This window comes from Streptomyces meridianus (assembly GCF_023703325.1).
Taxonomy (GTDB): Bacteria; Actinomycetota; Actinomycetes; order Streptomycetales; family Streptomycetaceae; genus Streptomyces; species Streptomyces meridianus.
The window spans coordinates 15984-27510 of the sequence record NZ_JAMQGM010000049.1 but is presented as its reverse complement, the minus strand read 5'-3'; the positions used below and the strand labels follow the sequence as shown (position 1 = coordinate 27510).

The window sequence follows — 11527 nt, the reverse complement described above, 5'->3', positions numbered from 1 at the left end:
TCCCGTATGCCCTGGCCGGCGCGCTGCTCAGGGGCGGTCGTCGCGATGCCCGCACACCCAGGCCAGGGCCTCCTGGACGCCCTGGGTATAGGTCAGCGCCGCCGGGTCCCGGGTCAGGTCCTCAATCTGGACGAGAGCCGCGTCGACCTCGGCCGTCAGGGTTTCGAGCGGCGGTGTACCCCCACCCGGAGCGCCGGTGACGGGGGCCGAGACCGACCGGCCGAGCGCCCAGCGGTAGGCGGAGAGGGCGCCGGTGCGGTACGCGTCGGCGCCCAGCGGCGATGCCGCGTCCTCGAGAGCCGCGTGGGCGTTCTCGACATCGGTCCGGGACCGGGTGCCGATCGCCCCGCTGCCGGGCGCTGCTGAGCTGTGGGTAGCCATGGCGTTACGCCTATCCCTTCGGAGAGCCGTGATGCAACCACCGTGCCGACTTGTCCCGGCGACCGCACCTCCGGACCTTCCGTGTACCGGACGACTCCCTGGTCCCGGGGGCTGCCGAAGGGTCCGGTGCGGAGAGAGGATGGACGGGCCACAGTGGAGACGAGGCCGCCGGACCGGGACCGGACGGTTCCGGGCGAGCGGGCGGAGGGAACAGCAGGAATGAACTCCTCGGAGGCGTTCGGCGCCGGCCCCAGCCGGTCCGATCCCGCTGTCTCCCCGCCGGGGAGCCTGCTCGACGTCCTGAACATCGCGGCGGTGGTGCTGGACGCCCAGGGACACATCGTGTTCTGGAGCCCGCAGGCGGAGGAGCTGTTCGGCTACACCGCGCACGAGGCGCTGGGGCGCTTCGCCGGCCGGCTGCTGGTGCAGGAGCAGGACCTGGGCACCGTCATCGAGCTGTTCACCGAGGTCATGGAGGGCAGCGGGAGCTGGTCGGGCGTCTTTCCTGTGCGGCACAAGGACGGCACCACCCTGCTGGTGGAGTTCCGCAACATGCGTCTCACCGACCAGGCGGGGGCGGCATACGCGCTGGGGATCGCCTCCGACCGGAACGTCGTCCGCAGCGTCGAGCGGAATCTGGCGCTGTCCGCGCGGCTGGTGTCGCAGTCACCCATCGGGCACGCGGTGCTGGACACGGACCTGCGCTACGTCACCGTGAACCCTGCGCTGGAGCGGATCATCGGACTGCCGGCCGACAGGCACGCCGGGCGGCACATCCGCGAGACCGAGCCGTTCCGGGACATGGAGGCCGTCGAGTCCGCGATGCGCCGCGTGCTGGAGACGGGTAGCCCGCTGCTGGACCAGTTCGCCACCGGCCAGGACCCGGACGCCCCGGAACAGGAGCGGGCGTGGTCGGTCTCGTACTACCGCCTGGAGGACTCCGTCGGGAAGGTGCTGGGGGTGGTCACCTCGGTCGTCGACGTCACGGAGAGGCACCGCACAGCGACCGAGGCGGCCCGGGCACGGCACCGGCTGGCCCTGGTCGCGGACGCCTCGGTGCGGATCGGAACGACGCTCGATCTCGGCCAGACCGCCCGGGAACTCGCCGAGGTCTCGGTGCCCGAGCTGGCGGACGTGGCGGCGGTCGACGTCCTCGACTCCGTCCTGGACTCCCGGCGCACCCCGGTGGAGCAGCCGGGCGGCGGTGCGACGTTCCGGGCCCTCGCGGTCGCGGCCGGGCACCCCTCGGAGGCGGTGACGGCCGCCGACCCGCCGGGCGAGACGGCGAAGTACGAGCCGGACCGGCTGGTCACGCAGTGCGTGAGCTCCGGCCGTCCCGTCCTCGTCGCCCGCGTGACGGCGCAGGACCTGCCGCGGATCGCACGGGACGCCGCCGCGGCCGGGACCCTGGCCCGCGCCGGCGTGCACTCCTATCTGGCGGTGCCGCTCATCGCCCGGGGCGAGGTCCTCGGCGCCCTGGACCTCAAACGCGACCGGAACCCGCTGCCGTTCACCGAGGACGACGTACTCCTGGCGGGTGAACTCGCTGCACGGGCCGCCGTGTGCATCGACAACGCCCGGTGGTTCCAGCGCGAGCGGAACACGGCGCTCACCCTGCAACGGAGCCTGCTGCCCGCCCGCCCCCCGCAGCAGCGCTGGATGGAAGTGGCCTACCGCTACCAGCCGGCCCAGGCGGCAGGCGAGGTCGGGGGAGACTGGTTCGACGTCATCCCGCTGCCCGGCGACAAGACCGCCCTGGTCGTGGGCGATGTGATGGGCAGCGGCATCACCGCGGCGGCGGCGATGGGGCAGCTGCGGACCGCGACCCGGACGCTGGCGGCCCTGGAGCTCGACCCGGCGCAGCTCCTCGGACATCTCGACGCCATCGCATCGGAACTCGAGAGTTCCTTCGCCACCTGCGTCTACGCCGTTCACGACCCTCGTCGCGGCGAGTGCCTGGTGTCCACCGCCGGTCATCTTCCGCCGGTCCTGATCCGCGCCGGAGCCGCGCCCCGGCTCCTCGAACTGCCCACCGGCGCACCGTTGGGGGTTGGGGGCGTGCGGTTCGACACCACGCGCTTCCCGCTGGCCCCGGGCGACCGGCTCGTGCTGTACACCGACGGGTTGGTGGAGACCAGGGACGAACCGATCGACTCGCGGCTGGAGACCCTGCTGTCGCTGCTCGGCGACCAGGTCCGGCCGCTGGAGACCACCTGCGACGTGCTGCTCGGATCGCTGCGGGAACCCGGGGACCACGACGACGTCGCCCTGCTCATCGCCCGGATCCGCTCCGACGCCCTGCCCGGGGACCCGGCCGGGCACGCGGCGACGGCACCGGACTGACGGGCCGGACCCGTCGGCCCGGACGGGAACCGTTCGCGGAGCCCGATGTCAACTCGCCCACCATCGCGGCCAAGTGATCCGGGTTCACCCGACTGACGGACATCTGTACGACCGTCCGACCTCAAGGGCCTTTCACCCGGATGCCGCACAACGGCACCAAACCTTCATCGTTGGTGCGAATATGACAGCAGACGGCCTGCAGCGCTCACTCGCCGACCGGAACCGGACCGGCCCCCGTTTTCTCCCACAGCCCGCGGTTGCGGTCGTGGCCGGAGGCAACCCGCGTTCGGCGAGGCGGCCTGCGCATGCATGAGGCGAACGGTTTCCCCCGCCCCCAGGGCCGCCACGCAGCCGGGCCCCCCGTGGACGGTTACTGGCAGCCCTCGCCCGGTGATGGTTTCCCGGCGGCTGCGGAGTTCGAACGGGACGTCCAGGCATCCCAGGAGTTCGAGGACCTGACCCGGCAGTGGGAGTTCGAGAAGGACCTGGCCCAGCTCCTGCAGACGGTGGCCGAGGAACCCGTGTGGTCCGACGACGCCCGCGAACCGCCGGCGGCCCCCCGGCCTGCCGGGCCGCGGCGCCGGCACCGGCGCCGCATCTCGTGGCTGCGCAGGCCGGCGCCCGTGCCGTGGCTCCAGTTGCTCAGTCTGGTCATCGCGGCGCTGACCGCGATCATCGTCGCGATGCTGAGCGTGCTGGGCGGCACCATCGCCTACAACCCGCTGCGGCTGCTCGCCACCCCGGGAACGTCCCACGAACTGGCCGCCTGGTGGCCGCTGCTGGTCTACGGCCCCTGGCTGGTCGCCTCGCTCTCCATCATCCGGGCGGCGCTGCACCAGCGCCGCAGCGCGCACTCGTGGGCCGTCGTCGTGCTGTTCTCCGCGATCGCCGTCGTGCTCTGCATCGCCCATGCGCCCAAGACACTGCCCGGTATCACGGTGGCCGGGCTGCCTCCGATCACCGCTCTGGTGTCGTTCCATCAGCTCATCCGGCAGATCACGCTCACTTCTCCGCCGCGTCACGCGCTGCCGCGTCAGCGCGGCGCCGGGCCGCGCAGCTGAACGGGCCGGGCCGCATCGCCTCGGCCGGGGGACGGCGGACGCAAGCTCGGACCGGCCCTCCCGTGCTCGGCCAGCGGGCCGACGGTCAGTCCGGCGGCCCGGCAGGCGGCGACCAGATCCGGCAGCGCGCCGAGGGCGGCACGCCACGAGCCCTCGGCGGACATCCGGTCGGAGTCGTGGAGGAGAACCGTGCCCCCGCCGCGCAGGGACGCGCCCAGTTCCGCGAGAACCGTGTCGGGGCGCGCCCACGGTGTCCAGTCGCGGCCCCAGGCGGTCCACAGGACGGGCCGCAGTCCTGACCGGCGGGCCGCCTCCCAGCGGCCGCCGGTCAGGATGCCGTACGGGGGCCGGTACCAGAGCGGGCGCCGGCCCCCGACCCGGTGCACGGTTTCGACGGCGCGGGCGACGTCCCGGATGTCCCGGCGGAGGCGCGGGAGCCAGGGGCGCTCGTGTTCCCATCCGTGCACGGCGAGTTCGTGCCCGTGCTCCATGAGAGCTCTGCCGATCCCTGGGTGCCGGTGCAGACGGCTGCCGAGCAGGAAGAAGGTCGCGTGCACGTCGAGCCGTTCCAGCGTGCGGAGGAAGTCCCGGGCGCTGCGGGGATCGGGGCCGTCGTCGAAGGTCAGCGCCACATGGCGGGGGTCGCCGGCTCCCCCGAGGGCGGGCAGCGCGGCGCGGACTCCCGGCAGCCAGGTCGCCGCGGGCCCGATGTGCCAGGCGGCAAGGCCGGCGGTGAGGCACAGGGCGCCGCGCAGGGGCCGGCCGCTCACCACTGCTGCTCCGCGCGGGGACCCGCGACCAGCGGCGATCGGGCGACCCGGATACTGCCCATCACCAGCAGCAGAAGCGCTGCAGTTTCGGGCACGATGCGCCAGCCGAGTTCAATGGTCTCGTCGAACAGGACCGCACCGAGGACCATGCTGAGGAGTGCGTCACCAAGGGTCAGTGCCGGCTGGGAGGCGACCAGACTTCCGGCGCGCAGGGTCGCCTGGAGCATGAGGAAGCTGAACAAACCGACCGCCATCGCCGTGTAGAACTGCCAGGAGGTCAGCAGCACGGTCAGTCCCACGTCCGCTCGTCCGATCGCGTCCTTCAGCAGCGCCGCGGTGAACGAGAACCCGATCGCGGTGGCGCTGCCGAGAGCGGTGGCGCGGGGGGCGGAGGGCAGCCGGGGGGAGAGCGCGACGAGAGCTCCGATGACGACGACCGTGGGGCCGAGGAGGATCAGCCACCGGCCGCCGGGCACAACCGTGGTGCCCTTGGTCGGGTCGGCCAGTGCGAGGAAGGCGCCGAGCCCCACGGCCATCATCAGGAAGGCCCGCCAGGTGCGGGCGCCCGCCGGGCGGCGGAAGACCACGCTGCCCACGGCGAGGGTGAACAGGAGCTCGGTGGTCATCACGGGCTGGACAACGGAAAGCGGGCCCGCGGCCAGCGCCGCGACCTGGCTCACCGCGGACAGGACGAGTGCCGCCATCCCCCAGAGCCACACCGGGCGGCGGATCAGGCCGATGAGCCATCGGAGCCAGCCGAACCGCGCCGTCGAGGCGGGCGGCGCCTCGGTGGACGCCCCTCGCCGCTGCAGAACCGAGGCCACGGCGTTGCCGCAGGCCGACAGCAGCGCCAGCAGAACCGCGAGCCCGGTCATCGGCCTGCCTCCTCCCCTTGCCTCACCGTGCCCACCCGTCAGCCGAACCGGCCGGCCAGCTTGCGGAACACCCCGGGCGCGAGGCCTTGGAGGCGGGCCGGCAGGCCGAGCCAGGCCGGGACGAACACCTCGTCGCGCCCGCGGCGGACCGCCTCGTACACGGCGTCGGCCACCTGCTCCGAAGGGATCGGGCGCGGCCACGATCGGCGGTAGGGCACGCCCCGGCGGGCGAAGAAGGGGGTGCGGACCACGCCGGGGAGAACCATGGACACCCGGACGTCGGTGCCGGTGAGTTCGTAGCGCAGGCTCTCGGCGAAGGCCGCGAGTCCGCCTTTGGCGGCCGAGTAGACCGCCTCTTCCCGGACTCCCACCCGGCCCGCGATGGATCCGACGATCGCCAGGTGTCCGGAGCCCCGCAGGACCATGCCCGGCAGGATCGCCCGGACGAGGTGCACGACGGCGGCCAGGTCGACGGCGAGCACTTCCTCCAGTGCACCCACCGGCATCCGGGTGAACGGTCCGGACCAGCCCACTCCGGCCGCGGCGACCAGGAGATCGACCCGTCCGGTGCGGGCCAGCGCAGAGTCGGACAGCGTGTCGCAGCCCTCCCGGGACGCCAGGTCGCCCCGCAGGACCATGCCGGCGGTCTCGGCCGCGACCTTCGCGAGCCGCTGCTCGTCCCGGCCGCTGAGCAGGAGGTCCCAGCCGCCCGCGGCGGCGAGACGTGCGGCCACCGCGGCCCCGATCCCGGAGGACGCGCCGGTGACGAGGGCCACCTGCCGTCCCGTGCCGGTCTCCGGTGCGGATTTCTCGGACATGTTCCGTCCTCCGGGTCGTCCGGGGGCTCCTGACCCCGGTGGGGCCTGGCCGTGCAGGGACACCGGAATCCCGGGCTCTGCTTACCCGTTTTTGTCAGGTTCTTCACGATAAGTCACACTTCTACTGGGCGGGGATCCGGCGCCCGCACGGTCCGGGACGGTGGTCGGCGGGCCGACCGCGACGAGCGGGGAGTTTCATGGCCCAGACTTCACTGATCCTCAGCGCGAGCATGGGAGCGGGCCACGACGCGGTCGCCCGCGAACTCGCCCGGCGCCTGCGAGGACAGGGCCACGAGGCCACGGTCGTGGATCTGCTGACCCTGCTGCCCGCCGGGGCGGGCGAGGCGCTGCGCGAGGGCTATCGCTTCGCTGTCCGCCGCCTGCCCTGGATCTACGCCGCGGTCTACCGGACGTTCTTCGGCTCGGGCAGCCGACTGCGGGGAGACGCCACGCCGCTGGCCCGGGCCGCCGAACGGCAACTCCTCGCGGTGGTGTCGGAGGTGCGCCCGGATGTGGTGGTCTCCACGTTCCACATCGCGGCCCAGGTGACCGGCGGGCTCAGGGCGCGCGGGGCACTGCGGCCGCCGAGCGTGGTGGCGGTGACCGACTTCGCCGTCCACCGACAGTGGCTGCACCCCGGCAACGACCTCCACCTGTGCCTCACTCCCGCCGCCGCCGACCGGGCCCGGGCGGGCACCGGGCGGCCGGCCCGGGTGACGGGGCCCGTGGTGCCGCCGCACTTCCGCCGGGCCGCTGCGGCCCCGGCGTCACGCTGGCAGCGGACCCTAACGGATCTTGCCCGCGGCCGGCCGCCGGTCCTGCTGTCCGCCGGGGCGTGGGGCGCAGGGTCGGCGTTCCCGGAGACCGCTGCGCTGCTCGCGCGTTCAGGTTTCCTGCCGGTGGTGCTGTGCGGGAACGATGACCGTCTGGCCCGCCGCCTGTCGAGGCAGCCCGGTTGCCTGGCGCTGGGCTGGGTGGACGATCTGGCGGAGCTGATGACCGCGGGCCGGGCCCTCGTCGACAATGCGGCCGGCCAGACGGCCGCTCAGGCTCTGGCCGCCGGGCTGCCCGTCGTCGGGTACCGGGCGGTTCCGGGTCACGGGGCGGAGGGCGTACGGGAGATGTCCGCCGCCGGACTGTCGGAGTTCGCGGCCGGCCCTGCGGAACTGCTGCACGTCGTCCGACGGCTGACCGACCCCGGCCCGTTCCGGGAGCAGCGGATTGCGGCCGGACGGGCCGCCTTCACCGCCGACTCCGCACGGGTCATCGCCCGGACGGCGTCCACGCACGGGGTTCCGCATCCGCTCTGACCGGATCCGCACCGGCCGACCCGGGCCGGCCCCGACTCCCGCTGCCCGCTGCGCGTCCGTCAGTCCTGCAGCCGGCGGAGTCGTTCCGCGTCGCAGGTGCGAGGACAGGTGATGCACGTTTCCTCGGACCGGATCTTGTAGTGCAGGCAGCAGCCGAGCCGGGTGCGGGTGGGCTGCCGTTCGCCGCCGGCAGTCGTCAGGTCGCGGAAGGCAGCCCCACCGGGAAAGGGTGCAACGGCGGTGGGGAGCAGCGCGGAGGCCGCGGCGACTCCGCTCTGCTCGTCGCCGAGGAGGACTCCGAGGTGCCAGATCCCGGAGACGAGATCGTCGGCGACCATGCCCCAGAGGGCTCGGGGGCCGCGGCGGAGCCGGCTTCCCAGGGCGGCCAGCAGCGGGCGCGCGTAGTCGGCGACGGCCGCGCGCAGTTCGGCGCGCAGGGCCTCGTCGTCCACGACGACGCGAGTGCCCGTCAGGTGAGCCGCGGGGTCACCGGCGAGGCAGCTGAAGCTGCCCGGGACGACGGCCGTTTCACCGGTCGTCGGGTCGAGGCGGACGTCCCGCGGCCGAATTCGGGCGACCCTGCGCTCGAGGTACCAGGGTCCGCTCATCAACAGGCAGACGGTCCACAGGTGCTGATGCAGCCACCGGGTCGCGGCGACGTCGCGGCGGGCCTCGTGGCCGTAGAGGTCCGTGACCCGGGCCGCCTCGGCGGCGATGAAGACGTCGGCCCATGCGGGTTCGGCGGCCAGCCGTTCGCCGTCGGTCCATGGGCTGCCCGGGCGCCCCGCGGCCTCCCCGGCGGGCACGACCCGGACCCGCAGCGCCCCGCACATGCCGGTGAGGCGGCGGTAGGTCGCGGTGAGGATCTCCGGGCAGCTCTCGGCGCGCTGCGGCGTGCAGGTCTGCGGCGCCGTGGTCATCGGCTCTTCCCAACATCGAATGCGTGCAAGGCAAGGCTTACCTTAACGCTATGATCAGCCGGAGTGCGATCGCCCCGCATTCACGGGCCTCCGAAGCCCGGTTGACAAAGTTAGGCATGCCTAACCTAGTCTTACCGATCGTGACGACGCATGAAACGGCCGCCTCCCCGAGCTCGGCCACCCCGGCCTGGAAGCGACTCCCGCTCTTCCTCGCCGGAGGTATCGCGCTGGCGCTGTGCGCCGCCTTCAGCCTGGCGCTGGGGACACGGCAGGTCCCGCTGGCCACGGTTGTCGAAGCCCTCGCGGACGGCGGGACGGGGCGCGACGCCATCGTGGTGACCGGCCTGCGCCTGCCGCGCACCCTCGTCGGCCTGGCGGTCGGCGCCGCACTCGGCGTGGCAGGCGCCGTGGCCCAGGGCATCACCCGCAATCCCCTTGCCTCGCCGACCACTTTGGGCATCAACGCCGGAGCCGGCTTCGCAGTGGTGACCGCGATTTACGCGCTCCACGTGACAAAGCCGGCCGACTACCTCTGGTTCGCCTTCGCAGGCGCCGCCGGCGCGGCGTTGTTCGCCCAGAGCATCGCCCGGCGCGCCGGTCACCTGGATCCGGTCCGGCTCGCCCTGGGCGGGACCGTTCTCACCGCGGTGCTGGCGTCCTGGACATCGGCGGTCATGCTGGCCAGCAAACGCACCCTGGACGAGGCGCGCTTCTGGCTGGCCGGTTCACTCAGCGGGCGGACCCTGGACGTGCTGTACCCGGTGCTGCCGACCCTGCTCGTCGGGCTCGCCCTCGCCCTGGCCATCACCCCGGCACTCAACGCGCTGTCGCTGGGCGACGATTCGGCGCAGGCCCTCGGAGTACCCGTCTCCCGCATCCGGATCGCCGGCGGCCTGGCGGTGGTGCTCCTCGCCGGGTCCGCCGTCGCCGTGGCGGGGCCCGTGGCCTTCGTCGGACTCGCCGCCCCCCACCTGGTCCGGCTCGCAGTCGGATCCGACCACCGTCTGCTCGTCCCCGGCTGCTTCATCGCGGGACCGCTGCTGCTGCTCGCGGCGGACGTGCTCGGCCGGCTGGTCGCCCGCCCCTCGGAACTCGAAGTCGGCATCGTCACGGCCTTCCTCGGCGCCCCGCTGCTGGCCGTGCTCGCCCGGAAGGCCGCCCGATGACCGACACCACGACGACGCGGCGCGTCCGCATGCCCCGCACCGGTGCGTCGCCCGCCCCGGACCACCGTCGGCACCGTCTGCTGCTCCTGGGCACCGGTGTCCTCGCGGCGCTGTTCACGCTGGTGACCGTCTCGGTGACCAGCGGTCAGGTTCCCATGGCCGCCTCGGTGGCCCTGCGCGCCCTGGTCGGCCTGGGCGATCCCGGCGACGTGCTGGTCGTCCAGGAGTTCCGGGCACCCCGTATGGTTGCGGCCCTGATCGCCGGTGCGGGCCTGGCCACGGCGGGATCCGTCCTGCAGCGTCTGTTCCGCAACCCGCTCGCCTCCCCGGACGTGATGGGCGTGACCGGCGGCGCATCCTTCGGCGCGGTGATCCTGCTCGCGGCGGGCGCCTCGCAGAGCCTCATCCCGGCGGCCGCCCTGGGGGGCGGGCTGCTGGCCGCTGCGCTGCTCGGGGTGTTCGCATGGAACTCGGGCCTCGCCGTGATCCGGCTGGTCCTCGTGGGCCTCGCCGTCCAGGCCGGGCTGGCCGCCGCGGTGAACCTCATGGTCGTACGCTTCCCCGCCGAGCTCGCCACCTCCGCCATGCAGTGGACGACCGGGTCGCTGTACGGACGGACCTGGCCCGAGGTCTGGTCGGCAGGCGGGGCCGTGGTGCTGGCGACGGCCTGCGCGTTCGTCCTGCACCGGCGGCTCGCAGTACTCGACCTCGGTGACGACTCGGCCGGCACACTGGGACTCAACCCCTCACGCGCCCGCCTCCAGTTGCTGATGACCGCGGTCGCGCTCGCCTCCCTGGCCGCCGCGCTGACCGGACCCGTCGCCTTCGTGGCGCTCGCGGTGCCGCACGTGGTGCGCTTCGCTGCCGGCCCGCCGACCCCCGCCACCCTCGGCCTGACCGCGGCGACCGGAGCCATGCTGCTGCTCGGCTCCGACCTGGTGGTGCAGCATCTGCTGCCGGTCAACGGACTGCCCGTCGGAGTGATCACCGCCACCGTCGGCGCACCCTGGCTACTTGTCCTGATGCTCCGTCAGAACAGCCCCGTCAACAGGAGTAACGGATGACCACCTCGCAGCCGAACGAGCTGTCCGCCCACCGGCTCGACCTGCGCTACGGCGACAGGCTCGTCGTCGGCGGACTGGACCTGGTGCTGCCCGGCGGTGCGGTCACCGCGATCGTCGGACCGAACGCCTGCGGCAAGTCCACGCTGCTGCGCGGGCTCACCCGGCTTCTGACCCCGGCCGGCGGCACGGTCACCCTGGACGGGGCCGACATCCACCGGATGCCCGCCCGGGACCTCGCCCGCCGGATGGGCCTGCTCCCCCAGCAGCCGGTCACGCCCGAGGCCATCACCGTCGAAGCACTTGTACGCCTCGGCCGTTACCCGCACCAGCGGTTGCTGAGCGCCTGGTCGGCCGCAGACCAGGCCGCCGTGGAGTCGGCGCTGCACCGCACCGGCACCACTGCGCTGCGCAACCAGCCGGTCGACCGGCTCTCCGGCGGTCAGCGGCAGCGCGCCTGGATCGCCCTGACGCTCGCTCAGGACACCGACCTGCTCCTGCTCGACGAGCCCACGACGTTCCTCGACCTCCGGCACCAGCTCGACGTACTCGACCTGGTCGCCGAACTGCACGCCGAGGCCGGCCGCACCGTCGTCATGGTGCTGCACGACCTCGGACAGGCAGCCCGCTACGCGGACCACCTCGTCGTCCTCAAGGAAGGCAAGCTGGCCGCGGCCGGCGCCCCCGCCGAGATTCTCGACGCCGGACTGATCAAGTCCGTGTTCGACGTGGACTGCCGGGTGATACCCGACCCCGAGACCGGCACCCCCCTGGTCGTGCCCCTGGACACCACGGCCCGCAGGCGCACCGTGTCCGCCTGAC

11 protein-coding genes are annotated in these 11527 nt (G+C 73.4%); 6 read left to right on the top strand and 5 right to left on the bottom strand.

The window, feature by feature from the left end:
• Positions 1-27: 27 nt before the first annotated feature.
• Entirely contained in the window at positions 28-381 is a 354-nt protein-coding gene (locus M1E25_RS21840; protein WP_251418384.1) for a hypothetical protein, read from the bottom strand.
• 219 nt (positions 382-600) lie between these two features.
• On the opposite strand from M1E25_RS21840, the gene M1E25_RS21835 reads away from it, so the two are divergent.
• Together M1E25_RS21835 and M1E25_RS21830 are read left to right on the top strand one after the other, a co-directional pair.
• Positions 601-2724: a SpoIIE family protein phosphatase gene (locus M1E25_RS21835; protein WP_251418383.1), complete on the top strand. Its 2124-nt coding sequence runs from the start codon at positions 601-603 to the stop codon at positions 2722-2724.
• A 305-nt stretch (positions 2725-3029) separates the two neighbouring features.
• Entirely contained in the window at positions 3030-3785 is a 756-nt protein-coding gene (locus M1E25_RS21830) for a DUF2637 domain-containing protein (protein ID WP_251418382.1), read from the top strand.
• Here the strand turns inward: M1E25_RS21830 and M1E25_RS21825 are convergent.
• Genes M1E25_RS21825 through M1E25_RS21815 form a run of 3 tightly spaced genes read right to left on the bottom strand, consistent with a single transcriptional unit; the run spans position 3758 to position 6248 of the window.
• The gene (locus tag M1E25_RS21825) at positions 3758-4558 is read right to left on the bottom strand and encodes a polysaccharide deacetylase family protein (protein WP_372501272.1); all 801 of its coding nucleotides are present in this window, start codon (positions 4556-4558) and stop codon (positions 3758-3760) included. The two genes, M1E25_RS21830 and M1E25_RS21825, sit on opposite strands and share 28 nt — an antisense overlap.
• Positions 4552-5430, bottom strand: coding sequence for a DMT family transporter (locus M1E25_RS21820; protein ID WP_251418379.1), 879 nt, complete (start codon positions 5428-5430; stop codon positions 4552-4554). The genes M1E25_RS21825 and M1E25_RS21820 overlap by 7 nt, the downstream gene beginning before the upstream one ends.
• A 38-nt stretch (positions 5431-5468) precedes the next feature.
• Entirely contained in the window at positions 5469-6248 is a 780-nt protein-coding gene (locus tag M1E25_RS21815; protein WP_251418377.1) for an SDR family NAD(P)-dependent oxidoreductase, read from the bottom strand.
• Between the two features lie 197 nt (positions 6249-6445).
• Between M1E25_RS21815 and M1E25_RS21810 the strand changes: the two genes are divergently transcribed.
• Positions 6446-7558 (top strand): MGDG synthase family glycosyltransferase, encoded by a 1113-nt coding sequence (locus M1E25_RS21810; RefSeq protein ID WP_251418376.1) that lies wholly within the window; start codon positions 6446-6448, stop codon positions 7556-7558.
• Positions 7559-7617: 59 nt separating this feature from the next.
• Here M1E25_RS21810 and M1E25_RS21805 read toward each other — a convergent pair whose 3' ends face one another.
• Positions 7618-8478, bottom strand: coding sequence for a (2Fe-2S)-binding protein (locus M1E25_RS21805; protein WP_251418375.1), 861 nt, complete (start codon positions 8476-8478; stop codon positions 7618-7620).
• 140 nt (positions 8479-8618) lie between these two features.
• Here M1E25_RS21805 and M1E25_RS21800 point away from each other — a divergent pair, with 140 nt between their 5' ends.
• The 3 genes from M1E25_RS21800 to M1E25_RS21790 are packed head-to-tail and all read left to right on the top strand — an operon-like array spanning position 8619 to position 11526.
• The gene (locus tag M1E25_RS21800; protein WP_251418374.1) at positions 8619-9644 is read left to right on the top strand and encodes a FecCD family ABC transporter permease; all 1026 of its coding nucleotides are present in this window, start codon (positions 8619-8621) and stop codon (positions 9642-9644) included.
• Positions 9641-10708 carry a FecCD family ABC transporter permease gene (locus tag M1E25_RS21795; RefSeq protein ID WP_251418373.1) on the top strand — a complete coding sequence of 356 codons (1068 nt, stop codon included), beginning with the start codon at positions 9641-9643 and terminating at the stop codon, positions 10706-10708. The genes M1E25_RS21800 and M1E25_RS21795 overlap by 4 nt, the downstream gene beginning before the upstream one ends.
• Positions 10705-11526, top strand: coding sequence for an ABC transporter ATP-binding protein (locus tag M1E25_RS21790; RefSeq protein WP_251418372.1), 822 nt, complete (start codon positions 10705-10707; stop codon positions 11524-11526). The genes M1E25_RS21795 and M1E25_RS21790 overlap by 4 nt, the downstream gene beginning before the upstream one ends.
• Position 11527: the final 1 nt, after the last annotated feature.

Coding starts and splice junctions, on each gene's coding strand:
- M1E25_RS21835 (WP_251418383.1), top strand. CDS start 601: ATGAACTCCTCGGAGGCGTTCGGCGCCGGCCCCAGCCGGTCCGATCCC.
- M1E25_RS21820 (WP_251418379.1), bottom strand. CDS start 5,430: ATGACCGGGCTCGCGGTTCTGCTGGCGCTGCTGTCGGCCTGCGGCAAC.
- M1E25_RS21790 (WP_251418372.1), top strand. CDS start 10,705: ATGACCACCTCGCAGCCGAACGAGCTGTCCGCCCACCGGCTCGACCTG.
- M1E25_RS21815 (WP_251418377.1), bottom strand. CDS start 6,248: ATGTCCGAGAAATCCGCACCGGAGACCGGCACGGGACGGCAGGTGGCC.
- M1E25_RS21840 (WP_251418384.1), bottom strand. CDS start 381: ATGGCTACCCACAGCTCAGCAGCGCCCGGCAGCGGGGCGATCGGCACC.
- M1E25_RS21810 (WP_251418376.1), top strand. CDS start 6,446: ATGGCCCAGACTTCACTGATCCTCAGCGCGAGCATGGGAGCGGGCCAC.
- M1E25_RS21805 (WP_251418375.1), bottom strand. CDS start 8,478: ATGACCACGGCGCCGCAGACCTGCACGCCGCAGCGCGCCGAGAGCTGC.
- M1E25_RS21830 (WP_251418382.1), top strand. CDS start 3,030: ATGCATGAGGCGAACGGTTTCCCCCGCCCCCAGGGCCGCCACGCAGCC.
- M1E25_RS21795 (WP_251418373.1), top strand. CDS start 9,641: ATGACCGACACCACGACGACGCGGCGCGTCCGCATGCCCCGCACCGGT.